This window comes from Paraflavitalea pollutisoli (assembly GCF_029360705.1).
Lineage (GTDB): Bacteria > Bacteroidota > Bacteroidia > Chitinophagales > Chitinophagaceae > Paraflavitalea > Paraflavitalea pollutisoli.
In genome coordinates this window covers 2,360,717-2,386,758 of the sequence record NZ_JARKMX010000008.1, presented here as the reverse complement: position 1 = coordinate 2,386,758, position 26,042 = coordinate 2,360,717, and the positions used below count along the sequence as shown (strand labels likewise).

Here is a 26,042-nt window from a genome sequence, read left to right as displayed (position 1 = left end):
CATCCGTTATTTTTGTGGTACGAAGATCTGTTTCAGTTGTTCTACCAGCACGCCGCTGCCGTTGACGCTGATGTTGGTGATCTTGTCGGCGATCTTTTCTACGTATTCCATTTCCTTCAGCTTCCACAACATAGCGTTGTCTTCCATCAGTTTGGCAGTGTTCAGCAAGCTACGGGTACTGGCCGTTTCTTCCCGGCGCATGATGGTATTGGCCTGTGCCTTTTTTTCGGCGATCAATACCTGGTTCATGATCTCCTTCACATCGCCCGGCAGGATGATGTCGCGGATACCGAAATCATTGACCTGTATACCCAGGGCGCCGGCCTTCTCGTTGACGGCTTTCAATACGAAGGGAGCGATGCTTTCCTTCTTCTCGAGCAATTCATCAAACGACAGGTTGCTGACATATTCCCGCAGCGCCAATTGAAACGCGATGTACAACTGCTTGTCGTATTCTTTGTTCAAGAGCAAGGCCCTTTCGATATCGGTTACCCGGTACTGCGCCCAGGCATTGAGGCGCAAGGCCGCCTTGTCACGGCTCAGGATCTCCTGGCCATTGATCTCCAGTTGCTGCTGGCGGATATCCACCTTGGCAACCTGAATGGAGATGTTGTTGCGATACCAGTTGTACAGCCCTGGTGCCAGGATGCGCACGAACTGGCTATCGATGAACAGGGCAGCTTTTTCATGGTTCTCGACCGAATATCCACGTACATACGGTGCCACCAGTTTGTGTTGCAGGGTGGCCCGGCTCAATCCTTCGGTGATCTCAGTCTTGCTGGTGTCGAGGCGCACGAAATTGTGTTGTACCACGCTTCTCCAGAAGGTGTACCGGCCAGCTGTCAGTACTTGTTTCAGTAAACCGTTTTCGTAGTGGATCACCAGTTCATGGTCGCCCACTTCCACGACGTGCAGGGCTTGCGCCAGGTCTTTGTCTTCGAGTAAGATGTTCAGTTCAACCGGTGCGATAAACGGCTTGGTGATGTCATAGCAGTTCACGACCGGGTTGTCCCAGAACCAGTAGTTCCCGGTGGTTAGCATGCGCTGGTAAACACCACGCTTGAATACCAGGCCTATCTGCCAGGTATCGATCCTAACTTGTTTCATGTTGTTTGTTTTATGGGTTTGTCTTGGTTGTTAAAACATAAAGCCTGTACCAGGTACCACCTGGTGATCGCGGAAGCACAGTTGCCTGCCCGCTGGTGGAAACGGTTTGCTGCCGGGCGTTCGGGCTGGTTCCGATAAATTGCCGCTGGCAATTCATGGCCTTGCGGCTGAACGATGGCCTGTTGGCCCGGTGGCATCGCGTTTCCCGTGACGGGTGTTTGCCTGACCTGCAGGCAATCATCGGGTTGCCGCCTGTATGGTTGTCGTCTTGCGATGACTGATATACAGGTTGCCGGTACATCGTACGGGCTTTAGAAAGATCACCATTTGAAAAGCGGTGTACTTTTTTGTCTGCTACATCCTCAGTGTAGTGCTCTACCATTGAGCTATCCTTCCGCTGGGGAAAGAATGGGATTCGAACCCATACTAACGGTTCGTTGCTCTGCCAGCTGAGCTATAGGGATTTATCCCTAAGGGGAGTCGAACCCCCGACCCACGAATCTTTGGAGGGCCCTGCGCTGCGCCGGAACAGCATACAGCACGTTACGACGGCTGCACTGCGATGCGTGTAAACATCAGCCTGGTTTCCTGACTACAGGTCCAGAGCCCTTCTTGCCGTGAAGCAAGCTTTTTATGCGTGTTGAACGAAGGCCGGCGCCCGTGCCGGACTGCTGAATGTACTTCTCTCAAAAGTGCATCGACCAGGCGGTGCCGATTTCGTTCCTGGTATCGGTCAGGACTGCTGAATGTGATCTGTGTTACAGATACATCGACCGTCACGATCCCAGTTTGCGGAATTGTTTGTTGTTGATGGTTGCCTACACGGCCTTATCGGCGCAACAGGAACTCGCAAAAGCATAGGGCTTGGCTTTGAAGGCAAATCCCATCCCCATGATATAGCCCATCGCATCTTTCAAGGCATGGTTACTGTCGAACTGGGGGTTGGTGTTGATATCGGCATGTACTTCCAGGTCTACATCGTAGGCGGTAAACAGGCCGCACAGGGGGTAGGCTACTTCGATACTTTTGCTCACTTCGGTCAGCATCCGTTCTTTCAAACTCATGCGTTGACGGGAGGTGTCGCTCAGTACGTACATGAAGCCACCGCGTCCTTTGCGGAGGAAGACGATCACCGTAGCGAATGCGATGGTGCCCGCTCTTACCTGGCTATCCGTACCAATGCATACTTTCAGGTCATGTCCGGTTGCTTTTTCTCTTGCCAATACCGATCTTACCTCTTCTTCGATCGGGCGGCGGATGGCAGAACCATCCAACCGCTGCCATTGCTGTTCCATGTTGTTGTGTTTTAGGTTTCCTTGATCATGTCCAGTATCTGACTTAATGATTTGTTGTTGAATATGTCTTTGTGTTGCCGTTTCGAGGAACCGCGATGCCACCAGTGGTGGCCATATTTCAAGGTTACCAAACGGGTACTGTTTTTTACCTGCTGCAGGTAATCGTCCAGTTCAGCTAGTCTCGCTTCAATGACTGCATCGCGCCTTTTAACCTCAGTGATCATATTGGGAGATACTTTTAATACGAATCTCCATGGTTCATTAAATACCCAATGACGTACCAGGCACTTGTAAGCGTCATACTTATACGTTTCATGAAACTGCTGCATCTCCAATGGAGTGAATTTCAGTTTCGCCATATGCCAGTCTGCCGGTTCCAGCAACCCTTGCTCCTTTTTAACTAGCTTGCGCCCTTTGCGTTTTTTTCGCTTGCTTACAGCGAATGATCTGAGGCTGCTGTAGGCATAGGTGTTGATCTTTTTCAGGATACCCTCATAAAACGCAGCGTGCTTGCTTTTGGCCACATCCTCTCTTAATACAAAGCAACGTTTCCATCCTTTTTGGTAGGGAGGGTTCAATGGCTCCCAACCCAGGTTTCTTTTCGTTTTGTTAAGTGCATTTCGTTCCCTGTCCAGTTTTAATAGCCGCTTGTCAAAATCCTCGTACTGCGCGCGTTTCTTTTGTCGCGCGGTACGCAATCGGTAGGAGAGGATATCCTCCCCATACTGTTCGATAAGTTTTCGCTCCATAATGAAGTTATTTGTTCCGTTCGGAAACTGCGGTGCCATGCTGTGGCAGCGCTTACCATTCCTGTCATTATGAAGGGTTGACTTCTTTTCATTTTTTTCGTTTTAAGCGTTACTGTTTGTCGGCCCGGCGCGGATCGAACGCGCAACCTTCCGGTTAAAAGCCGGTGACTCTTCCAGTTGAGCTACAAGCCGTAAAGTTTGTCATCCCGGCACGATTCGAACGTGCATCTTCCGGGGTGTTGGGGCAAAAAAAAGCCCGGTCGTTGTCCGACCGGGCTGCTGCTCCTGCTGCTGCTTTTACACAGCGCCAGGTGGCACACACGGTCGTTTGGCTATACTTTCCCGAACAATGATGAAATTCATACCGGCAGGTGTATGCGCACAGCGTTTACCGCCGGGGAATACCTGGTTTAGCCACGTCGAGGCACACGTACTATGACCTGCTGATAATTGTTTCATCAGAAATATTTACATAAAAAAAAGCCCCGCAATCGTTGCGGGGCTTGTGTTATATCGAATTCGTTGTTTTCAACTCATTCAGCAGTATAACCCGCCCCGCAGTCCGCCTCTGTACCCACTGGATACATCCGGAAGCTTTTTTTATTGTTTGATTGTAGGCGAATCATTTGCTGTTGTTTATTTTGTTTTGCTGTGCAAAGATGAAAATAATTTTTCGTTGTTGCCAAATTTAAACAAACTATTTTTAAATATTTTTAACAGTTATGCATTTCGGTGAATGTTGTATGGTCAATGTGATATAGGCTGGTAGCGGATTACAGCGACTTTCGAACAATCATCCTAAAGGGGTTTTTTACCTGCTTCACTTCTTTGTGCAGCAACAGGTTCGCTGCCGTGTGTCCCATGGCCTCAAAATCGGTAGTCACTACCGTGATCTCCAGCAGCTCTTTCAATACGGTTTCATTGAAGGAGATAATGCCCACCTGCTTGCCGGGTTGTAAGCCCGCTTCCCGCGATTGTTTGATCAGTTGTGCCAGGTCCGACTCTGCCGTTACGATGTATACTGTGCCAGCCTTCGGAGTTTCTTTGTCCAGGCTCGATAGTACATCGAACTGCTTGCCATGGTGTTTGCAAAACTCCGTACAACCATCGATGATATCCCGCGGGTGATTGCTCTGCATCGGGAATACGATCGTAAGCCGGTTGTACTTTTTCAGCAGCTTCACGGATGATTCCAGTACCTCGCGGATGTCTTCCTTGAAGTCCTGGTACACGGACATCTGGTACTTGCCCAGCTCGGGAACCTGCTTGTCGAGTATCAGTAGCTGTGAGGTAGGTATCGATTTCAATACTTTCAGGTAGGCCTTTTTACTGGTCTTGTGAAAGAAATGCGGCATGATCGCATAGTAGTGATACTTGCCGGTGTTGGCTTCCAGTATCTCTTCCAGGCGGCGTACATCGTAATGATGTATTTGCAGGTCAACGACAGCTTTGTCTTTCAGTGTTTCGAGGAAACTGTAATAGATGATCTTTTTGTACGAGCTCAGCTTATTGAAGATCAGCAATACCTTCAGTTTCTTGTCTTTTTTACCCACGACATAGTAGCCTTTGGCAGGCACCGCATAAATGTATCCTTCGGCAATGAGTTCGCGGTAGGCCTTCTCGACGGTGTCGCGTCCGTATTGCCAGTTGGCGCTGAAATCATTGATGCTGGGAAGTTTGGTATGGGGTGTTAAAGTGCCATTGTCGATATTGAGGGATACGGCATAGACGATCTGCTTGATCTTACTTGGTATATGGCTAACATTAATGCTGAGCAGCTTCATGACTTGTTTTTATGGGTCGATCGATCCGTGGGAGGATCATGGGCAACCGTGGCCGGCATCCTTACCGGCGTCATAAATATAATTCACCCGCGATAAATATTGTCAAAAAGAATCAGGCAGTGCGTTGGCGGCGCAGTTTTTTCACAGACTGCCAGCCAACAATGATCAGGAGCAGACCGGCGAACGCGGCCGCCAGCAGGTTGGTGTTGTCGGGTGTATGGTTCACCGACATCATATCGTTGAGCGTCGGGTTGTAATAAGCCTGCAGTGGATCGCCGGGCTTCAACCGGTCGTATTCGGACTCTTCGATGGGAATGACGCGTTCCTGTTTGTTGTGTAGCACCGTGGCTTCGTAAGTATACCACCAGGAGCTGCGGCGCGATACGGCGTGGCGGCTGGTACTCAATACCTGTACGGTTGCTTCTTTGCCACCGGATTTTACCTGGTGGTAGTACTGGTAGTAACGCCAGCTATTGTAGCTGAGGTAGGCGACGCCAGTCAGCAGCAGGCCGATAAAGATGATGCGGCCCACCAGGCGGAATATGCTTAGTCCGGAAATCATGGCCAGCAGCCCGCAGGCGAGGATGACGAATATGGCTGTCAACGCGAGTGTGGCCACCAGCCATTTGCGTTCTGCATTCCACCCATGCAGAAAAGTATAGCCGATGAGCTTCGATTGCCGGTTTTTGCTGCTAAATGCCCCATAGCCCCTGGGTTGGCGAAATCGATCGAGCCCCGGATGGTAATAGAGGGTTACCCGGTCGCCGGTGCTCAGCCAGCTGCTGTCTTGGTGATACCGGATCGTATAGGCCTTTTGCTGATAGTCAAAGCTGATGTAGGCGACGTTCATGAAGGCGTCCGTCCTGGTGCGGGAGGCACGGTTGACATCGGTGGTGGTGACCACTACGCGCGTGCCTTCGCGTATCACCTGGTTGTATTGTTGCTGGTCGAGGTGTTGCTGGTAAAAGAACCAGGCCAGTCCTCCTGCAACGACAGTGAGTAGCAGGGAGCCTATGAACCTGGCTACCGAACCCAACCGTTGTGCAAAGGATTGCTGCATGTAAACGAAGGTGCGTCGAATTAAGCTGCGCTGTAATCGCTCAAATGAGGGGGCAACCCACTACATGACTATTTCAATACATCGAAGTCGACCACACGGCGCAGGAACTGCTTGTTGCGGATGACCCAGGTGTACTCATTGCCTTTGTGGTTGGTGTTGAGCATGTAGATGTAGAAGGTATTGCCATCGTTGGACAGGAATACGCCATTGCGGGTTTTGGAGGTGCCGTCTTTATCCGTGTAAAAGAAAGCTGGTTCGTACAGGTCGAAATAAGCTGTTTTTGGGATCTGCACCGTGTCTTTGCCGACCATCACAAACACTTCTTCGATGGTGATGCGGGGCATCTCGCCATAATTGCCGTAGTAGGGTTTGCCGTCTATTTTCACCACATGTTTTTCTTCCAGCATGATCTTGTGCTTCGTCTCGTTGAAAACGCCGGTCTTAATGGTTACCTTGATGTTACCATTATCGAAAGTCATATAATCGCTGCCGAAAGATTTTACGGGCACGGTTTTCAGTCCGAGTTTGCTGATGCTTTCATCGATGCCGGCCATGGTAAAATTGGAGATATCGGCCCGGATATCTTTCTGGCTGATCTTGTTGAAATTGTCTTTTCTGTTGCGGAAGTCGCGGAATTCTTCATCCTGCGCAAGACAAATGGTGCTGATCAATAAGAAGAGAGGCAAAAAGATACGCATAGTCCGGAATTTGGATAAGCCACGAATTTAATGAGTGGGTGGCACAACAGCAAGTTGTCGATTATTGTGTAGATGCAACCAACGAGGCTGTTAAAAATGCGTGAAGAAGCGGCTGTTGTTGGTCCTTTGTCGCCCGGGAAGACTGTTTGGGCGACCGGAGGCCGCCGCAACACAACACCTCAATTGCCTGTTATGTAATACATAATGGGTTCTCGGCCGCTCCTCTGCACCTCCTCATCACATGTTCTGCACATGCTCTGCGCTAGCTCTGTAAAGGAGAGGATCACCAGAGAGTGTTTAGAGCATGTGCAGAGCATAGCCAGAGAAACATCCGGCCAAAAGACGGCCTTGGAGCTCGGATTGGCCGGCGGGGAGAACAGGCGTTTAAGACCCGGTCACTAAAAGGATTTAGTTTTTTTCAGGCTGTCAGTTTTTCAGAAATTGAAATCCTGACCCATAAACTGTGTTTTAACGGGAAAAATGGTCAGTTTTAACCTGGCCTTTTTCGGGCATTTACCGGTCTGGCAGCAGCCCCGAAATCGCCGTCCAAGATTAGAGGTATATGTCATACATATTAGTCGATAGGCAGATAGTACAATAAATGATATGTAAGCCGTAGATACCAGCCATGCAACAGTCGGGCGATTTATGTGGTCACCAGGCAAAATGAGCTGTATGCCCTCCAAACTAGCTGCCCTCGCCTTATTGCTGACATTGACCTTTGCTGGCTGTGATAAAGACAATGACGAGCACGGTGATGCCCGTGCAGGAAAAGGGAAGGTGGCGTTCTACGAACTTGAATCTGCGACATTGCTGGCCGGCAAATGCCAGGTCGATCCCGACAACGCCAAACTGAGCAGTAGCCCCATCGTCGGCAACAACGATATCATCAGCTACTCGGTCGAAGATCGTTACTGGGAGGTCAGCGATGCCGCCTGGCAACGGCTCAGTAAGCTGAAAGACAACCAGCCGATGGCGATTACACTCAATAATAACGTGGTGTATTATTTCGTGAACAAACCCAACTACTCCAGTTCCTCCTGCGACCAATCGATCACCATGCAGCTGTGGCCTAAAACTCCTGGGTTTTATACCGAAAACAGGGTGGTCATGTCGTTGGGGTATCCCGGTACGCTGGCTGGCGTCACCATCACTGACCGGCGCAATACACCCACACTCATCCACGAACTCAACGCGCAAAAGAAGCTGCAATAGTGGCCAACCGACGCTGCTGCGCGCACAGGCTGTCGGGCCATTTCCAAAAGTTTCGCAAAAACCGCAGGACGAATTCGTATTCCCGCCTGTTTGCTGCAACCTGCTTCCCCTAATTTGGACCTCCATTGCTTGCGGAAACGTACTGTGCCTTCACGCTTGCAGGTAATGCCTTCCCGGTACTAAAGAAGGAATGGCCCATAAAATGTTGCAGCATGAAAATAGTTACTGTAATAAACGATCCCGGACACCCCGGATTCAATCTGCTCAGGCTGTCTTGTATCATTAACCAGCTGGAGATGGTTGTGCTCGTTCACGCAGGTGCATCGTTTCCTTCCAATCGCATCAAAGATCAGCTCCTGTTGAGCTACCTTGTGCGAGCGGTGCCCGACGATGAACTGATATTCTTTACCGATGGCAACGATGCGGTCATGCTTGCAGGAGAGGAGGAGATTGTTGCCAAATTTGAAAGCATGGGAAAGGAATTGGTCTTTTCTGCGGAAGCAGGCTGCTGGCCCGACAGCAGTCTTGCCAGTGAATATCCTCCCAGCAATTCGCCATTCAGGTTTCTCAACAGCGGGGGATTTGTAGGTCGTTGTGGAGTCATCAAAAACCTGCTGGCAGTCAATCCCGTCGCAGGCGATCGTTTTCCCGAAAGCAATCAGTACGTATGGACCAAACGTTTTTTTGACAACCAGCACCTGGTCGGCCTGGATACGGCCTGTGAAATCTTTCACACGTTTTCTCCGCCCTTTGGGGAGGACGCGCCGGCTTCCGGTATAGAAAGGAACACCGTTGCCTACTACCACAATCTGAAACAATGGTTTGCAAAGAACTTTATGGTGGAGCAGGGCAGGTTGTACAGTTGTTTGGCCGGTACCAGGCCCGCGCAGGCACATTTTAACGGGGCTTCCAAATGGCTCATGGATGTTGACCTGATCGATATGGTATTCAGTAAAGTCGCTTCCTCCAGGCAGACTGCTTTTATTTATGAACACGATCGTTCTTCGCAATCAGGCTAATGCTTCATTTTCTATAGACAAAAACTGAAAAAATGCTTGATCACGAAAACCTTCCGGGCGTAAGCGCCTACCTGGCAAAAAACGTAACGATCGGCGCTCAAAAACTTGACGATATCTATTCGCTTGGTTTGCTGCAGCCGTTACTGCAGGATTATCCTTTTTTGCCGATCACCGGTGCGTCCCTAAGGCCATATTGCCTGGTACACATCCTGAACGATATCATTGTGAACCGGAGAAAAAGTATCATTGAATTTGGATCGGGCGTTTCGACAATACTCATCGGGCGTCTGCTGAAGAAGAACAGGCTGGAGGCGAGGTTGATATCGGTCGAGCACAATGAGGAGTGGTGTGGTGTATTGCAGGAGCAACTCACCCGGGAAGGGCTCGGCGATCGCGCGGAAGTGATACATGCTCCACTGACGGATTCTGTTCTTGGCCTTGATGGCAATGAATGGTATGATCGGGATCTGCTAAGCAGAAGACTTGATGACAGGCGTTTTGACATGGTCATTGTAGATGGACCACCTGCCTGGCAACAGGGCAGGGAAAAAGCACGTTATCCTGCACTGCCGTTCATCCTGGATAGACTGCTGCCCCATTATTCCCTATACCTTGACGATGCCAATCGCAGTGGGGAGCAATCCATTATCGAGCTTTGGAAAAATGAATACGGAATCAGATTCATCAATGCGGGGAATACGCTGGCTTATACGCGAATTGGAGAAGTGTTTTTTACCGAACCCATAAAATGTTGAATGTATATGGAATCGTCAGTTGCTCCGCACCGGGTTTCCGAAGTGGATGGGCTGTGGTTGCCTGTCTCACTGTTTTGCTATAAAGAACGTTTTCGACGCCTGCTGGCGGAGGGAATCAAACCGCTGCTCCAGCGTCTTACGGGTAATCATCACCTGCATCATTACCTGCTGGCGATCGATGCGGCAGGCGGCGATCACCTGCGCTTGCTGTTGTCTGTACCCGCTGCCCATGCCCGGGAAATCGCTGTTGAGCTTGACGATCATTTCAAAACCTATTTTTCGCAGGCGCCGGGCCTGGATAAGGAAATCGTATGCCGGGCAGATGGCCTGTTCGCACCTTATGCTGTCTATACAACACACTACGGTTTGTACGCCCCCGGGCAGTTGCTGGCAGGCTTTGCCGGTGATATCCAGCTACAACAACCTTTTTCGACCTTGATCATGGAAGTGTTTTCCGTGCAACAGGTCAGCGAACAGGCCCTCGTACTGCTTGCTTTTCAATTCTACCTCGGCTTGATGAGCCAGGTTTGCGCTACCGGCCAGGTTGGCTGGGATGAGTTGCTAGTGCCTTCGCAGGATAACCTGTTGCAGGATCGCGCGCCAGTCGATTGGTTGGCCATTCACCATGCCTTTGAGGAGTACCGGCACGAACTGTTCGAGGTGTCGCGGGCTATCCTGGCCGACAGTCCACGACAGCCGGTATGGATAGTCCACTGGACAATGATCTGCCGTGGCTGGCTCGCTGCCTGTGGATCAGCCGATGCCAGGCAGCCCTACCGGCAACTGGCAGGGCTCATCGACCGCCACCTCGGACTGACGCCCGGTATGAAGTTTATCGCCTTTTATTTTTTAAGGAAAGTGGTTGCGAGTTGAAGCCGTGTAACAACGGTACATCTATAAGCGAATCGACATGACCAGAAAACCGATCAGGATATCCTTTTGCACCGTTTGGCTGCACGACGATCAGCTTTGGAAAAAAAGTCTGCCCGCCAACGTACAGCACCTGCTCGGCCACGAGCAGGTAGAGTACTTATTGCTGGATGCTTCGGGGGATGACGAAATGGAACAGTGGGTACGTCAGCAGCGGGCTACGCTGCATTACCCTCCTGCCTTAAGGTACAAACGGATACCCGCCGATGAAACCATCTCTTATGCACAGGCAAAAAACAGGGCAGCCGTATTGGCCAAAGGGGAGATCATTTGTTTTATCAGCCCCTGGCAGGTTGCTGTTGCTGGCCTTAATGCTTATTTGTTGGGGGCGGGCGTCAGCGATGAGGCGATTTGCCTGCACGCCGATCTGGCACTATTACACACCGCCACCCATGTTCATCCACCTGTTACAGTGTACGGCCTATTGTGTACGGGCAGGAAACGTTTGCTGGCAATGGGCGGTTATGATGAACGCATGCAGGGAATGGGTAATGAAGACCAGGACCTGCTCAACCGGCTGGCTCGCGCAGGTGTGCAGCCTTTACCGATACCCGCTACCCTGCAAGGCAGGCAGCAGTTGCCGCTGGCCGGCAAAGGGCTCTCCTTTTCCCCTGCCGGCAGCGAGGTTGCCCAACTCTATATCCGGTATTGCTCACCGGCTCAGTCTGAATTGCTGTACCTGCATGCCAATGGCCTGTATGATAGTGCTACGTTGGTGCAGCCCGAAAGGCAACAATCGGACAGTTATGAACGGTTATTTGTCCGCGCAGCTGATTCCTGTTTGCTGGCGTGGCAGCCGCAGCCTGGTGGCCGGTGGAAAGAAGCTGTGAACGAGCAGCTGCTATGCTTTCATCCCGCGCAGGGCAGTGGCTTCGTGTTATCGCCTGTTTTCAACAGCCGTTATGATGTGATGAAAATAGCAGACAGCGATGTGTACTACTATGCCGTGGAGGATCCGTGGTTGTTGGACAGGGTGCTGTGGCTCAGGAACGTATTCGGCAACTATACCGTATTGGAAGAAAATAACCGGCTCCACCGTGTAGCGGTGAATACCGCTGTGCGCAAGCGACCACGCAAAGCGGCAGCGAGCGCTTTGCAGGTTCCCTCATCAAAATAACATCAACGTGTCGCAACATATGAAACATGCACAACACGTCTTCCTGATCACTACCCATGTGTTTTCAGAAGAGGTGCTGAAACGATACCAACTGATCAGGGACGCAGCCAGTGCCTATGGTGAGGCCTTGCTGTTGTTTCACCAAACCGGTGATACTATGCCTGATGGACTTGATGGAATACCTCATCACGCGTTCACCAATGCTATTCTGCAGGAATTGCAGTATAAGCCGATTGCCGCCACGCTGGTTCCGGGCAGCAATCATTTTCCCCTGTTGCAATACTATTTGCAGCATCCGGAGCATAAATACTATTGGTATATCGAGTACGATGCACTCTTTACGGGCAACTGGCAGCTGTTTTTCGATGAACTGGTAGCTGCCGAGGCCGACCTGCTCAGTACCTGCCTGGAGCTATATCCCAAATTGCCGCACTGGCACTACTGGGATACCCTGCACCATCCCGATCACAACATTCCGCGGGAGCAGCGCGTTCGTTCATTCAATCCGGTGTACCGGATGTCGGCGGCCGCACTGGGTTTTATTCATCAGTCACTTACGACCGGTTGGAGCGGCCATCACGAAGTGTTGTTGCCTACGCTGTTGTATCATCACCAATTTACCCTGCTCGATATCGGTGGACGGGGCAGGTTTACCCCGCCCGGGTTCAAAGACCGCTTCTATGATTACCGTACTTATCGGTACCGGCCGGTGTTCCGGGAAGCAGGACCCGTGAAGAACAAATTGTATCATCCGGTAAAATAGTGTTGTCAGCATTGTGGTAACAGCAGTAACATGTCTTCCGCACTGTATTCTTCCACCACCACTTCGCTGTGGAGGTCTTCTGTAGCAAGATGACAGGCATAGCCGGTGAAATCCGATAAGCTTTGTAAATGCCAGGACCTGTCTTCCAGTTGTACCGTGGCGCCGTTGCACAGATCTATCTGTGCCAGTGGTATATTCATTCCTCTTCCATCCGCTTTTGATAAACATTCCTTTGCCGTCCAGTAGTGGTAGAACATTTGGATGGGATCGGTAGCGTCAACGATGTGCAGCCACTCTGCGCTGGTAAACTGATCCCGGAAATCATGAATGTCTATGGCGTGGACTGCCTCCAGGTCGATGCCCACAGCGCCCGACGTTGCCACAACACAAACGACCCGGTTGCCCGAGTGGGTAATGTTAAAGTCCGGCGCCTGTGCGATGTAGGGCCGGCCATGTGCCGTGTATTGCAGGTTCCGGAGGTTGGCCGGATAGCCCGCTTCGAGCAGTGCGAAGGAGATCAGGTGTTTTCCCAATATGCAACTGTGCATGTCTTGCCATCGGCGGTAGCGGCGTGCTTTTTCCCGCAGGCCACCTGGCAATGCCATCAGCAGTGTGTGCAGCAGGTTGTGCGGTAGAGGATGGCGAAACTCAATTGAGTAGATATGTATACACATCGCGCTGTGTTTTACTTTTTCGAGGAAGGAATACTTATAAATATAACCCATCGATGCCGTCACTGCCCTGCGGTTGACCGTATAATGTAATAGCAAAATGCTTTTAGTAAAAACCGAACTCAGAAATGCGCACGTTACTAAGCGCCATCTTTTCAATATTGAATTAATTTGTTCATAATGATCGCGTCTTCTCTTGTACTATGATCCCGTCAACGGCGGGCTCGCCGGCGTGAACAACTATTTAGCATCTCCCACATTACTACCTGAATAAAAAGTTTTTGATCTACCGGCAACGTTACTTGCCTTAGCGATAGCTATACCTGTTACCTTCAAATTACCGACATGAAAGGATTTCAATCTGGCTGGTACCTGATCTATACCATGCCAAGGCATGAGAAGAAAGTACATGCTCATTTGACGAGCAGGAAGATCGATAGTTTTCTACCCACGCAGAAGAAATTACGCAACTGGCATGATCGTAAAAGAATCATCGATGAGCCGCTGTTTCCCTCTTATGTCTTCATTTACCTGACTGATATGCAGGGCTATTATGCGGGTCTCGATGCCGAAGGTTCTTTGTACTATATCAAGACAGGCAAAGAGATCGCCCGCGTAAGCGATACGGTGATCGCCAATTTGAAACTGGCTGCAGCGCAGGCGCAGGACATCGAAGTGTCGGATGAGCGCTTCCTGCCCGGGCGCCGGCTCCTGATTGGTCAGGGATCACTGACCGGGCTGTATTGCGAGGTCGTACAATACCATGGCAAGAGCAAGTTGCTCGTGCGTGTCGATCTGCTGCAGCGCAACCTCCTGCTGTCCTTGCCGCAGGAATACCTTGTTGCTATGTAAGGCAGCATTACTTCAACCAAAGGGCTTTAATTATAAAGATGGGTATACCGACGATCATTGACCGGCTCATGGGGCACGCCGAGCAACGGCCAGCTGCTACTGCTTTCATTATACTTGAGGATGGGGAGGCGGTTGAGCGCAGGGTGTCGTACCAGGATGTCGATGGGTGGGTGCGTACGCTGGCTGCTCAATTGAGTGAGCAGGAGTTGTATGGCAAGCGGGTATTACTGGTGTACCACGATACGCTCGAGTTTCTGCTGTCCTTCCTGGCCTGTCAATACATGGGCATCATTGCGGTGCCTGTACCTTTTGCCCGGGGCTCCAGACAAATGGCGCGGCTGCAACACATCATGGAGGATGCCGATGTAGCGGCGGTGTTGTGCGCGCATTTTTCCATCGATCAGCTGCGGGTTGGTTTGTCGGATTATTTTAAACGGTGTGCAATACCCATCATCGCTACGGATGTTGCTTACCAGACGATCGATGTGCCCGTCAATAAAAAGCCACGGTACCATAACACGGCATTCATTCAATATACTTCCGGGTCGACCGGAAAGCCCAAGGGGGTCGTGATTACGGCCAGCAACCTGTTGCACAATCAGGCACTCATCCGGGATACATTCGGATGCGATAGCCAATCGGTGATCCTTTCCTGGCTGCCGTTTCACCATGACATGGGATTGATCGGTAATATTTTACATACTATCTATTGCGGATGCACCTGCATACTCCTGGCGCCGATACAATTCATACAACATCCGCGCCGCTGGTTACAGGCCATTTCCCGGTACGAGGTCACCCACAGCGGAGGACCCAATTTTGCCTATGACCTTTGTGTAGACAAGATACCAGCAGCCGACCTGGCGCTATTGGACCTATCCAGTTGGAAAGTGGCCTACAATGGATCGGAGCCCATACGGCACGATACCCTGTTGCGTTTTGCGGCGCATGTTGGTCCGGCTGGTTTTGATGCAGCAGCCTTCAAACCCTGTTATGGATTGGCTGAAGCTACTTTACTGGTAACCGGTCACCGGCAGGGGCAACCGCCGCCCGTACTTTACGTGCAGGAAGCACGCGGTCCTTTGGGCCGCATCCTGCTATCGGATGCCAGTGATAACAATGCCCGGCCGGTTGTGAGTTCCGGCAGTATACTGCCGGGTATGGAGGTCAGGATCGTGGCGCCTGAGACTGCGCGTCGCTGCGCCGTTCTGGAAGAAGGAGAGATCTGCATCGGTGGTCCCAGTGTTACGGAAGGTTACTGGAACAAGGACAATGACCTTTTTTTTTATGAATTTGACAACCAGCGCTACCTGCGTACCGGTGACCTGGGGTTTCTGTACAATGACCAGCTTTTCGTCAATGGACGCCTCACCGAAATGCTCATCATCCGCGGCAGAAATGTATACCCATACGATATTGAGCAGTTGGTAGAAGGCTGCCACGAAGCGATCGAGCACAACGGGGTGGCTGTTTTTTGCATCAATGCTGCCCGTGACCAATGGGTGATTGTTGCCGAGATCAGGAGAAGCCGCATCAGGGAGATCGACCCAGTCACCGTGATGGCTGCCATCGATATGGCCGTGACAGGTATGTTTGGATTGTCGCCGGCAGACATTGTATTGACGACACCGCTGGGCATCCCGCGTACCACGAGCGGAAAATTGCAGCGGGTGAAATGCCGGGAGGAGTATTTACAAGGTGGTTTCAATGTATTGGCTGCCCGATCGGCCCTGGCGGATACTCAACACCGGCCTGGCTTTGCTGCCGGCCAATTGTTACAGCAGGTCAATGACCAAAGTATCCGTCATTACCTGCTTGAAGTAATCGGTGCCCGGGTGGGATGGCAGGGGGTAAATGGTGTGGTAGATACCACCGAGCTGACGTCCATCGGGATCGATTCCCTGCGCGCCACCGAAATCGTCAACCTCATCAATAAGGAACTTGGTATCAATATAGATATTGCCAAAGTACTACAGCATAACAGCTTCAGTAGTCTCGTCAACATGATCGAGTCGATGCTATGGCTGAAGAATGAGCAAACTTCCGGAGAACAGATCACCATATGAATACCTGGGAAATCATTGCTGCCTTAAAGACGTACAGGGTGATACCCCGTTTAGTGGGTGATCAACTACGCCTGGTAGGCGAAACGGCAAGCCTGCCGGCTTCGTTGCTGCAGGAAGTGCGACACAACAAAGAGGCCTTGCGCAACTTCCTGCGCGAAGCCCTGGATCAGCGGGCTTTTGCTCCCATACCTGCCATACCGCTACAAGCTGATTATCCGGCTTCCAATGCACAGCAAAGGATCTGGGTACTCAGTCAACTGCAGGGGGGCAGCGCCGCTTACAATATTGTTCGCAGCTTTTACCTGCAGGGAGCCGTCGATATCACCTGCCTGGAGCAGGCTTTTCAGCTGGCGGTTCAAAAGCATGAAAGCCTGCGCACTGTCTTTCGCGAGCGCGAAGGTGAGTTGCGGCAAGTGATCCTTCCGGACCTGTCCTTTACTATTGCCTATACAGATATCAGCAACGATACGGGCCAGCATGCTACGTTGCAGGCTGCCGCCGATGCAGCTGCTTACTGGCATTTCGATCTTACGAGCGGACCACTCCTCCGGGTTAAGCTGTACCGACTGGCCGATACGTCATTGGCGATGGTCTTCGGTATACATCATATCATCAGCGATGGATGGTCCATTGCTGTATTGGTGCCCGAAGTGATGCGTGCTTATGAAATGTTGTGCAAAGGCGATAAACCGGTAGCCGAAACGCTGAGTATACAGTACAAGGATTATTGCCAATGGCATCAATTGCGTGTGCAGGGCGACAAAGGCCTACAGGCGCGGCAATTCTGGGAAAGCCAGTTTGCCGAACTGCCACCGGCACTTGAACTGCCGGCAGATAAGCCCCGGCCACCCATCCGCACCTTCGAAGGAGCCGTCATCCGGTTTTATCCGGGTAAGGACCTGCATGGCCGGGTTACCGGTTTTTGCAAAGCGCATCATGCAACGGCCTTCAACTTCTTTCGAGCTGCACTGTCCCTGCTGCTCAGTAAACTCACCGGGGTAACAGATATCACGATCGGCAGTCCCGCCTCCGGCAGAAATCATCTTGACCTGGAAGGACAGATAGGGCTTTATGTGAATACGCTTCCATTCCGGTCTACGGTGAAGGAAGCGTTGTCTTTCCTGGCATGGCTGAAACAATTGTCAGAACACGCGTTCAAGGTGTTCGAGTTCCAGGAATATCCGTTCGATCAGCTCGTCGAAGACCTGCAACTCAAAAGAGACCTGAGCAGGAATCCCCTGTTCGATGTGATGTTGGCTGTACAGGATGCCGCGATCGGAGAGGGGAGTGTCAATAAACACCAGCAGTATGGCTTTCAACTAAGCTTGCTGCAACAATACCTGTACCCCGAGGGGGCGGCGGAAGCTGTTCCGATGGCGGCAAAATTCGACCTGACCTTTAACCTCGACTATGAACCCGACAACCGGTTCTATGTAGAGATCGAATACGATACTGCGTTGTTTACGAAGCAGCGCATTGTTCAACTTTTCGAATTGTTTATGCACGTGGTCGGTCAGGTGATCGACAACCCGGAAACGCCCCTCGCACAGGTCGTGCTGACGACACCGGTAGCGCAGCAGCAGATCTTGTCGGTCTTTAATGCTCCGGTGCAACACATCGGAGAGCATCATATCCTGCAATTGCTGGAGCCGGCCTTTCGTCATTTTCCCCATCAGCCGGCATTGTACGCCGGCGAAACAACCCTCACTTACGCACAACTGCAACAGGCTGTTGATGCGGCAGCTGCACGGCTACGGGAAATTACCAGCCCGTCGGGCCATTGCCTCATCGGATTGATGCTCGAGCGTAAGGCATCGTTGGTGGTGAGTGTTCTGGCGATATTAAAAGCGGGAGCGGCGTATGTGCCCATCGAGCCGGATTATCCGGCAGCCCGCATTCAATACATCATAGAAGATGCGCAGTTGCCCTATATCATCGCTGATGACGCCGGCCTTGGCTGCGTGCCACCCGCTTATGCGGGTCGTGTTATTCATCTGCACGAACTGGCAGGTGATGGGGCAGGGCTGTCTGCTTCCTGGCCCGATCTGCGTGAGCATACCGCCTATGTTATTTATACCTCGGGATCTACCGGCCAGCCCAAAGGCGTGGAGATCCGTCACCGCAATACTATAGCGCTGTTGAAATGGGCTGCCCGTGAATATGCCGATACGCGCTTTGATGTTTTATACGCTACTACATCGTTCTGTTTCGACCTGTCGGTATTCGAATGTTTGTTTCCGTTGATGCAGGGAAAGGCGATCCGCTTACTGCCTACTGCCATGTCTATACCCGATATGCTGCCGCTCGACCAGGCGGTTATGCTGAATACCGTGCCCTCCGTAGTGCGGCACCTGCTGCAAACAGACATGGACTGGCAGGCTGTTACTGCACTGAATGTGGCCGGCGAGCCGGTGCCTTGCTGGTTCAGGCAGGCCCCGCAGTTGGCGCACCTCGCCTGCAGGAACTTATACGGACCTTCGGAAGATACTACCTACAGCACCGTTTATCGTTTCGCAGCCGACCGGTATGATTTCGTTCCGATCGGTGTGCCGATCGATAATACCAGATTGTATATTCTGAATGCCAACCGGCAACTGCAACCGATCGGTGTACCCGGCGAAATATGGCTAAGTGGCCAGGGAGTAGCGAAGGGTTACCTGAACCGGCCGGCTTTAACCGCCGAGAAGTTTGTGGCCGATCCTTTTGAACCTGGTAGGGTGATGTATGCTACCGGAGATAGTGGTCGATGGACCCCCGATGGGATGGTGGAGTTTTTAGGGCGGGTCGATGACCAGATCAAGATCAGGGGTTACCGCATCGAGCCCGGCGAAATACAAGCGAAGCTGGAACTACATCCGCTGGTTCAGCAGGCCGTGGTGGTGGCCCGCACTGTGCAGGATGAACAGGAACTGGTTGCGTATGTTCAGGGAGATGCGTCACTGGAAGCCTCCCGGCTGAAAGCCTATCTTACCGGCCTGCTGCCTGCACCGATGATACCTGCCTGGTGGGTATTGTTGCCCGTGATGCCGCTCAATAGCAATGGGAAAGTGGATAGGAAAAGATTGCCGGAGCCGGTTGCTGATAATTTATTGGAACCATCGCGGGCAGAACCACTCACCTCCCTGCATTACCAACTGATAGGATTGTGGAAAAAAGTGCTGGGGCCTGTTAGCCCTGGTGCAACGGATAATTTCTTCGATATGGGTGGCCATAGCCTCAAGGCCACGAAACTGAGGTTTCTGCTCATGAAGGAATTGGGCAGGGAAGTAAGTCTCAACGAACTTTTTGCCTGCCCCACCATCGGGCAACAGGTATTGCTACTGGAATCCAAACCGATCACCAGCGTTGAGCCGATCGGGAAGGCCGTAGAGCAAACGTATTATCCCATTTCGATGGCCCAGGAGCGGTTGTGGGTGTTGACGAAGTTTGCGGATGCTTCCGTGGCCTATCATATGCCGGCAGTCTATAGGATCAAAGGTGTCCTGGATGTGCAGCGGCTGCAGCGGGCTTTTCAAGGGGTAATCAGGCGCCACGAGTCCTTGCGGACCGTGTTTGTTGAAAAGGAGGGGGTGCCGGTACAGCAAGTGTTGCCGGCTGAAGAGATAGGATTCGTGGTAACGGAAATGCCGTTTCCTGCGTATGACGACGAACAGGTATTGCAATGGATCGCCGGACAATGGACCACGCTTTTCGATCTCGGTACCGGCCCTTTGCTGCGCTGTGCGATTGTGCAGGGACGTGATAATCACTTCCTGTCTTTCAATATGCACCACCTCGTCGGCGATGGCTGGTCGCTGGGCATCCTCTTGCAGGACCTGGTGGCTGCTTACCATTCGTCTGTAGATGCCGGACTACTATCCGGCCAGCTAAGTATACAATACAAAGATTATTCGGTTTGGCAGCGCTCGCGCGCATTGTCTTCAGTTATGGAGCAACACCGGCAGTTTTGGATGCGCCTCTTCGAGTCGCCTGCACCTGCGCTGGAGTTGCCCACTGATCACAACCGTCCAACCATTAAAACATACCGCGGTGAACGCCGTACACACCTCTTTGCTCCTGCTATTGAAAGCGGTTTGCAGCAGCTGGCACGCCAGTGCGACGCGAGCCTGTTCACGGTCCTCCTGGCTGCCACCCGGGTGCTGTTGAAAAAATACAGCGGCCAGCACGATATCGTGATTGGTACGCCGGTGGCCGGGAGAGAGCATCCGCAACTGCATGATCAGATCGGTTTTTATGTCAATACCTTGCCGGTGAGGCTGGAGGTAAACAGTGCCGATCGTTTTACCGATGCGGTGCGCCGGGAGCAGGAAATGCTGCTCGCTGCCTGGAAGCACCAGGCCTATGCATTCGAAACGATGGTAGAAGAACTGGCCATCAAAAGGGATCTTTCGCGTTCGCCCTTGTTTGATGTGCTGGTGATCCTGATGAATCCCGATGACCCGGGTAATGGGACGCAGCATATGCTGGAGCCGGGTCTTTACCTGGAACCGATTGCCCTGCCGACAGGTGTTGCCAAATACGACCTGCAGTTTTCTTATGCCCAACAGGCAGACGGACTACTGCTCATGCTCGAATACAATGCCGACCTTTTTGAGGCCAGTACGATCGACCGAATGGCCGGGCATTTGAACCGGTTGCTGGAGCAATTGATCGCTTCACCGGAACTACGTATCCGGGATATTGTGCTGCCGGGCAGGGATGAATTTGCCCTGCTGACGGCGAAGGCGGACCAGACTGCCTTTGCATTTGATCCCACCGCCAGCATTGTCAGTCTGTTTGCGCAGGCTGTGGCCAGCTATCCCGACCATATTGCTTTGGTGGTGGGTGACCAACGGTGGTCATACCGTGCCCTGGACAGGGCCAGCAGTCAGCTTGCCGGCGTACTGATCCGGGAGTATGCGTTGCAGCCGGAAGATCTGGTAGTATTGCATTTCGACCGCAACGAGTGGATGCTGATCGCTATTCTTGGGGTCCTGAAAGCTGGTGGTGCTTATGTACCGGTCGATCCGGAATACCCGCTGGCAAGGATCTCCTACATTGTGCAGGATGCCGATCCGGCGATCATTTTGTGCGATAGCGACAAGCGTGGTCAAGTTGCCCAGGTGGCCGGCGACAGAATCCTGTTGGATATTACCCGATTGGATGACACGGGAGAAGGAGAAGCGCGTAAGGTGTCACCAGAACAACTGGCCTATGTGATCTATACCTCTGGCACAACCGGCAATCCCAAAGGCGTGTTGATAGAACACCGCCAGGTGGCCAGGTTGCTCCATCATGAAGGCAATCGCTTTGCCTTCACGGCCAACGATCGCTGGTCGATGTTCCATTCCTACTGTTTCGATTTCTCCGTATGGGAGATGTACGGCGCTTTGTTGTATGGCGCTACGCTGGTCATGGTGCCCGCGGACATTGCCCGGGATGGGCGCGCCTTCTTTGATTTTCTGGTGCAGGAACAGATCACGGTGCTGAACCAAACGCCGACTGCTTTCCGCAGCATGCTGCAGGTCAATGGTGGCGAACTGAATCGCAACGTGGCCGTGCGATACCTCATTTTCGGCGGCGAAGCGCTGCTGCCTGCTATGCTGCTACGCTGGCACCAGGCGGTACCGGCCTGTCGCATCGTCAATATGTATGGCATTACGGAAACGACCGTGCATGTTACGTATAAAGAAATTACCCATTTGGAGATCACAGAGAACCGCAGCAATATCGGTATCCCTATGCCTACCGTAAGTTGTTTTGTACTCGATGGTGATTTGATGCAGGTACCTGTTGGCGTCATCGGTGAGTTGTGTGTGGGGGGAGCGGGCGTAGGACGCGGTTACCTGAACAAACCCGAGCTCTCCGCTACGAAATTTATAGCACATCCCTTTCAGCAAGGCGCGCGCATGTACCGCTCCGGCGATTTTGCGCGCATCTTATCCAACGGGGATATTGAATACATCGGCCGGCGCGACGACCAGGTGAAGATCCGTGGCCACCGCATCGAAACGGCTGAAGTGGAACACGCGCTGCTTGGCCAGCCCGGTATCGGAGATGCCGTCGTATTGCCGTTGAAAAGCGACAGTGGTGACTATGAGCTTGCTTCCTGGTTCATTGCTACTGAAGCGTTTGAAGGAACCAGCCAGTTGCGAAAATCGTTGACGGACCTGCTGCCCGCTTATATGGTGCCCTCTTACCTGATCGAACTCGATCAATTTCCGATCAACAGCAATGGCAAACTCGACAAAGAAGCCTTGCCCCGGCCGTCCGATATAGGGTCGGATGAGCTGCCGCAACTGCCTGCGCGCAATGAGACCGATAGGGCTATTGTGGCTATCTGGGAGTCCGTACTGGACAGAAGGAACATCGGTATCCGGGATAACTTCTTCGATCTCGGCGGGCATAGCCTGAAGGCCACGCGGGTGGTGGCACGTATCCATGAGACCATGGGGGTGCGGATCGACCTCAAAGCACTCTTTATCGATCCTACGATAGAGCATCTTTCCGATTACATAGAAACGATCCGCTGGATGGAAACCCGGCACGAAGTACCGGCCGGAACCGGAGACGAGATAATATTTTAGCATGAAAGCATTGCTGGATGTACTGAGCGTTTGCAGGAAACATGGGATTCATTTTACATCCGATGATTCTGGCAGGCAATTGAAAATGCAGGGCAATATCCACCTGTTGTCAGAAGCCGAAGTAGGATTGCTGCGTACACATAAAACGACCATTCTGTCGTTGCTGACGCAGCCGTTGGGCGAGGAGGCGGCCATACCGCCTGCCCCTGCTGCCGACCATTATCCGCTTTCCGCTGCGCAGCAAAGGATCTGGGTTTTGCATCGTTTGGGGAGCGGTGCGGCCTATCATATGTCGCTGTCGAACGTGGTGGAAGGAAGGTTGGATGAAGGCCGTTTGAAAGTGGCTTTTCGCCAGCTCCTGGAAAGACACGAAATCTTAAGGACCCGTTTTGTTGAAACGGAAAACGGGGAGGTAAGACAATTTATAGCGCCCGTCGATGAAGCCGGGTTTGATTGGTCCTTTGCCGATCTGCGTGGTGATGGCGATGTATGGACGAGTGCAAGCAAACTTTTTCGATCGGCAACAGCAGCCGGCTTTGACCTGGAGCTGGGACCGCTTTGGCGGGTAAACCTGTTGCAGGTAGACAACGAACGGTGGCTATTTCAACTGACGATACATCATATCATTGGTGATGGATGGTCGATGGAGATATTGGTCCGCGACCTGATGCAGTATTATGTTTCCGGAACTGAAGCCGGTCTGTTGCTGCCGCTGGCTTTACAGTACAAGGATTTTGCCTGGTGGCAGCAAGAACAACTGAGGTCGGGCGCTTACCTGCCGCATCGTCGTTATTGGATGGAACAATTGAGCGGTGAACTGCCAATACTTTCGTTGCAGGAAGACAGGCCACGGCCCGCAGTAAGATCGTACAACGGTGCTGCTGTGCCTGTCACGATTCCGCCGGAGTTGACGGTCGCCTGTAAAGCCCTGGTGCGGCAACAGGAGTGTACCCTGTTCATGGCCATGCTCGCTTTGGTGCAGGCGCTGCTGTACCGTTATACGGCACAGGAAGAACTGGTCATCGGTACACCGGCATCGGGGCGTGAACAGGCAGCGTTTCAACACCAGGTGGGACTCTACCTCAATACCGTCGTATTGCGCAGCCGGTGTGAAGGGGCAACGGATTTTCTAACCCTGCTCGCCGCTGCAAAGCAAACGGTACTCGATGCACAGGTACACCAGGCCTACCCGTTCGATCTGTTGCTCGACGAGTTGCAGCCGGAGCGTGACCTGAGCCGCAGTCCCCTGTTCGATGTCATGGTGTCTGTGCAGGATGATGACCTGATACAACGCCACGGGCAGGAGCTTCCGGGGCCATTACGGGTAACTGCCTACGAGGCGGAGAAACAATATAGCAGCAAATTTGACTGGACCTTCCATTTTGTCGACAAAGGCGACGAGATAACAGGCACCTTGATTTATAACAGCGATACCTGGCTGCCGGATACCGCTGCCCGCATGGGCAGGCACCTGGTACAATTACTGGCTTCGGTCGTTGATCACCCAACCGCCCCTGTCAGCAGGTTGCCGTACCTGGATCCTTCGGAACGCAGGCGGTTGCTGGAAGGCGTGAATGTGTCGGCAGCGGTGGAACCACCAGCTGTGACGCTCAACGATCTCTTTGCTACGCAGGTGAAGCAGACGCCAGATACCCTTGCGCTGGTGTTTGGTGATGAACGATACACCTACCAGGAGCTTGATGAGCAATCGGACAGGCTGGCGGGTTTGCTGCAGTTACAGGGCATCGGCCCCGATTGCCTGGTGGCGATCCTGCTGGATCGTTCCGCCGATGCTATCATCGCCATCCTGTCGGTACTAAAAGCGGGCGGCGCTTATGTACCGGTTGATCCCGAGTACCCGGCCGACCGCATCGAATACATTTTGCACGACTGTCAGGCGGGTGTATTGATCACCTCTGTCTGTTACCTCGATGGTCTTGCTGATTATACAGGACATAAGATCGCCATCGATCAGTTCGACAGAAATATCACGTCTGCGCCGTATCTGCCGGCCAGCATTCGGCCAGATCACCTGGCTTATGTGATCTACACGTCCGGATCTACCGGGCGTCCCAAAGGCGTAATGGTAGAGCACGGGGCCCTGGTCGATTATTCATTTGGCATACGCGAGGTTACCAACATTACCGACTGCCAGCATTTTGGACTGGTGTCGACGATTGCGGCAGATCTTGGCAATACGATCCTCTATACCGCACTTTTCACCGGCGGGACCTTGCATGTTTTTTCCGCAGCCGAACTGATGGATGCCACGGCTTTTTTTCGCCAGCCACTCGATTGCATCAAGATCGTTCCTTCGCATTGGAAATCCCTGCAGCTGCCGGACAATATATACCTGCCGTCGAAGTGCCTGATCTTTGGCGGAGAAGTACTTACGGCTGATGTACTTGATCTGATCAGGTCGGCGGGCGCTGCTTGCCAGGTATACAATCATTACGGACCTACAGAAGCGACCATCGGTAAGTTGATCAACCGTCTCGATCCCGGTCAGTTGTCTGCTCCTGTACCATTGGGACGGCCCTTTTGCCGATCGGCCTGTTACCTGCTCGATGCCTATGGTCAACCAGTACCCGAAGGGGTATTGGGCGAGATATGCCTGTCGGGCGTGGGGCTGGCGCGTGGTTATTATAATCAACCCGAGCTGACCGCCGAAAAGTTCATTCCTCATCCATTGCTGCCGGGCGAACGTCTTTACCGCACGGGCGACCAGGGGCGCTGGGTGGCCGGCGGGTTGGTCACCTTTCATGGCCGCAAGGACGACCAGGTCAAGATACGTGGCTACCGGGTAGAACCCGGCGAAATAGCTGCCGTGTTGCGCTCCTGTCCCGGCGTGGAAGCTGCCATCGTATTGCCAGTCCCACAGGCTGGTGGCGATCAGGCATTGGCTGCCTACGTTGCAGGAGCCGGGGTAGCGCCACCCGTACTACGTGCCTGGCTGGCGAAGTCGTTGCCCGCTTACATGATCCCCGCTCATTTTATCCTACTCGATAAACTGCCGCTGACGCTGAATGGAAAGGTCGATCGATCGGCACTGCCACCCGTAGAAGCCGCAGGCTGGTCTTCCAATACTACGGTACCGCCCCGCAACGAACTGGAAGCACAATTGCTGCAGCTCTGGCACGAATTGCTGGGCAACCGGGTCATGGGGGTATTGGACAATTTCTTTCAGTTGGGCGGACACAGCCTCAAAATGATGCAGCTCATCGCCAGGATCCACCGCCACTATTCCGTGCGCATACATATTCAACAATTTTACAAGGAACCTACCATCGAAAATATTGCCCTGCAGATCAGTTTTGTGCAGGATCAACATAAACAGAAAGCCAATCGAAAGCACCTGCGTCAGGTAGAGATCTGATGGAAGGTAGCCTGTCAAC

Annotated in this window: 17 protein-coding genes and 1 tRNA gene; 10 read left to right on the top strand and 8 right to left on the bottom strand. The window is 52.4% G+C overall.

The annotated features are described in order from the left end of the window. Positions 1–6 precede the first annotated feature (6 nt). From P2W70_RS23165 to P2W70_RS23135, 7 genes are all read right to left on the bottom strand, one after another. Positions 7–1,107: a slipin family protein gene (locus tag P2W70_RS23165; protein WP_276483915.1), complete on the bottom strand. Its 1,101-nt coding sequence runs from the start codon at positions 1,105–1,107 to the stop codon at positions 7–9. A gap of 818 nt (positions 1,108–1,925) precedes the next feature. Continuing rightward, complete coding sequence (locus tag P2W70_RS23160) at positions 1,926–2,402, bottom strand: ribonuclease H-like YkuK family protein (protein WP_276483914.1); 477 nt, start codon at positions 2,400–2,402, stop codon at positions 1,926–1,928. Between the two features lie 11 nt (positions 2,403–2,413). Beyond that, positions 2,414–3,151 carry a hypothetical protein gene (locus P2W70_RS23155; RefSeq protein ID WP_276483913.1) on the bottom strand — a complete coding sequence of 246 codons (738 nt, stop codon included), beginning with the start codon at positions 3,149–3,151 and terminating at the stop codon, positions 2,414–2,416. Positions 3,152–3,270: 119 nt separating this feature from the next. Beyond that, positions 3,271–3,343 (bottom strand) — tRNA-Lys (locus P2W70_RS23150). 581 nt (positions 3,344–3,924) lie between these two features. Beyond that, the gene (locus P2W70_RS23145) at positions 3,925–4,935 is read right to left on the bottom strand and encodes a GntR family transcriptional regulator (protein ID WP_276483912.1); all 1,011 of its coding nucleotides are present in this window, start codon (positions 4,933–4,935) and stop codon (positions 3,925–3,927) included. Positions 4,936–5,047: 112 nt separating this feature from the next. Further along, entirely contained in the window at positions 5,048–5,995 is a 948-nt protein-coding gene (locus P2W70_RS23140) for a hypothetical protein (protein WP_276483911.1), read from the bottom strand. Between the two features lie 68 nt (positions 5,996–6,063). Further along, entirely contained in the window at positions 6,064–6,693 is a 630-nt protein-coding gene (locus tag P2W70_RS23135) for a hypothetical protein (protein WP_276483910.1), read from the bottom strand. Between the two features lie 675 nt (positions 6,694–7,368). Here P2W70_RS23135 and P2W70_RS23130 point away from each other — a divergent pair. The 6 genes from P2W70_RS23130 (at position 7,369) to P2W70_RS23105 (ending at position 12,492) form a co-directional block, all read left to right on the top strand. Continuing rightward, a complete protein-coding gene (locus P2W70_RS23130; protein WP_276483909.1) occupies positions 7,369–7,908 on the top strand; it encodes a hypothetical protein in 540 nt (179 codons plus the stop codon). Between the two features lie 212 nt (positions 7,909–8,120). Continuing rightward, on the top strand, positions 8,121–8,927 hold the full coding sequence (locus P2W70_RS23125) for a glycosyltransferase domain-containing protein (RefSeq protein WP_276483908.1): 807 nt from the start codon (positions 8,121–8,123) through the stop codon (positions 8,925–8,927). A 32-nt stretch (positions 8,928–8,959) separates the two neighbouring features. Next, a complete protein-coding gene (locus tag P2W70_RS23120) occupies positions 8,960–9,682 on the top strand; it encodes a class I SAM-dependent methyltransferase (protein ID WP_276483907.1) in 723 nt (240 codons plus the stop codon). Between the two features lie 6 nt (positions 9,683–9,688). Continuing rightward, positions 9,689–10,555, top strand: coding sequence for a hypothetical protein (locus P2W70_RS23115; protein ID WP_276483906.1), 867 nt, complete (start codon positions 9,689–9,691; stop codon positions 10,553–10,555). Between the two features lie 37 nt (positions 10,556–10,592). Then, positions 10,593–11,729, top strand: a complete 1,137-nt coding sequence (locus P2W70_RS23110; RefSeq protein ID WP_276483905.1) for a galactosyltransferase-related protein — start codon at positions 10,593–10,595, stop codon at positions 11,727–11,729. Between the two features lie 19 nt (positions 11,730–11,748). Next, positions 11,749–12,492, top strand: coding sequence for a hypothetical protein (locus P2W70_RS23105; RefSeq protein WP_276483904.1), 744 nt, complete (start codon positions 11,749–11,751; stop codon positions 12,490–12,492). A 5-nt stretch (positions 12,493–12,497) separates the two neighbouring features. On the opposite strand, the gene P2W70_RS23100 is transcribed toward P2W70_RS23105, so the two are convergent. Then, positions 12,498–13,262 carry a 4'-phosphopantetheinyl transferase family protein gene (locus tag P2W70_RS23100; protein WP_276483903.1) on the bottom strand — a complete coding sequence of 255 codons (765 nt, stop codon included), beginning with the start codon at positions 13,260–13,262 and terminating at the stop codon, positions 12,498–12,500. A gap of 246 nt (positions 13,263–13,508) precedes the next feature. On the opposite strand from P2W70_RS23100, the gene P2W70_RS23095 reads away from it, so the two are divergent. The 4 genes from P2W70_RS23095 to P2W70_RS23080 are packed head-to-tail and all read left to right on the top strand — an operon-like array spanning position 13,509 to position 26,023. Then, entirely contained in the window at positions 13,509–14,015 is a 507-nt protein-coding gene (locus P2W70_RS23095; RefSeq protein WP_276483902.1) for a UpxY family transcription antiterminator, read from the top strand. A 38-nt stretch (positions 14,016–14,053) separates the two neighbouring features. Next, positions 14,054–16,081 (top strand): AMP-binding protein, encoded by a 2,028-nt coding sequence (locus P2W70_RS23090; RefSeq protein ID WP_276483901.1) that lies wholly within the window; start codon positions 14,054–14,056, stop codon positions 16,079–16,081. Continuing rightward, the gene (locus tag P2W70_RS23085) at positions 16,078–22,647 is read left to right on the top strand and encodes a non-ribosomal peptide synthetase (protein WP_276483900.1); all 6,570 of its coding nucleotides are present in this window, start codon (positions 16,078–16,080) and stop codon (positions 22,645–22,647) included. Before P2W70_RS23090 ends, P2W70_RS23085 begins: the two co-directional genes overlap by 4 nt. Before the next feature lies 1 nt (position 22,648). Continuing rightward, the gene (locus P2W70_RS23080; RefSeq protein WP_276483899.1) at positions 22,649–26,023 is read left to right on the top strand and encodes a non-ribosomal peptide synthetase; all 3,375 of its coding nucleotides are present in this window, start codon (positions 22,649–22,651) and stop codon (positions 26,021–26,023) included. The last annotated feature ends 19 nt before the right edge of the window (positions 26,024–26,042 follow it).

Bases quoted from the DNA above. Each gene is read 5' to 3' on its own strand.
- P2W70_RS23165 (WP_276483915.1), bottom strand. From the start codon at position 1,107: ATGAAACAAGTTAGGATCGATACCTGGCAGATAGGCCTGGTATTCAAG.
- P2W70_RS23160 (WP_276483914.1), bottom strand. From the start codon at position 2,402: ATGGAACAGCAATGGCAGCGGTTGGATGGTTCTGCCATCCGCCGCCCG.
- P2W70_RS23155 (WP_276483913.1), bottom strand. From the start codon at position 3,151: ATGGAGCGAAAACTTATCGAACAGTATGGGGAGGATATCCTCTCCTAC.
- P2W70_RS23145 (WP_276483912.1), bottom strand. From the start codon at position 4,935: ATGAAGCTGCTCAGCATTAATGTTAGCCATATACCAAGTAAGATCAAG.
- P2W70_RS23140 (WP_276483911.1), bottom strand. From the start codon at position 5,995: ATGCAGCAATCCTTTGCACAACGGTTGGGTTCGGTAGCCAGGTTCATA.
- P2W70_RS23135 (WP_276483910.1), bottom strand. From the start codon at position 6,693: ATGCGTATCTTTTTGCCTCTCTTCTTATTGATCAGCACCATTTGTCTT.
- P2W70_RS23130 (WP_276483909.1), top strand. From the start codon at position 7,369: ATGCCCTCCAAACTAGCTGCCCTCGCCTTATTGCTGACATTGACCTTT.
- P2W70_RS23125 (WP_276483908.1), top strand. From the start codon at position 8,121: ATGAAAATAGTTACTGTAATAAACGATCCCGGACACCCCGGATTCAAT.
- P2W70_RS23120 (WP_276483907.1), top strand. From the start codon at position 8,960: ATGCTTGATCACGAAAACCTTCCGGGCGTAAGCGCCTACCTGGCAAAA.
- P2W70_RS23115 (WP_276483906.1), top strand. From the start codon at position 9,689: ATGGAATCGTCAGTTGCTCCGCACCGGGTTTCCGAAGTGGATGGGCTG.
- P2W70_RS23110 (WP_276483905.1), top strand. From the start codon at position 10,593: ATGACCAGAAAACCGATCAGGATATCCTTTTGCACCGTTTGGCTGCAC.
- P2W70_RS23105 (WP_276483904.1), top strand. From the start codon at position 11,749: ATGAAACATGCACAACACGTCTTCCTGATCACTACCCATGTGTTTTCA.
- P2W70_RS23095 (WP_276483902.1), top strand. From the start codon at position 13,509: ATGAAAGGATTTCAATCTGGCTGGTACCTGATCTATACCATGCCAAGG.
- P2W70_RS23090 (WP_276483901.1), top strand. From the start codon at position 14,054: ATGGGTATACCGACGATCATTGACCGGCTCATGGGGCACGCCGAGCAA.
- P2W70_RS23085 (WP_276483900.1), top strand. From the start codon at position 16,078: ATGAATACCTGGGAAATCATTGCTGCCTTAAAGACGTACAGGGTGATA.
- P2W70_RS23080 (WP_276483899.1), top strand. From the start codon at position 22,649: ATGAAAGCATTGCTGGATGTACTGAGCGTTTGCAGGAAACATGGGATT.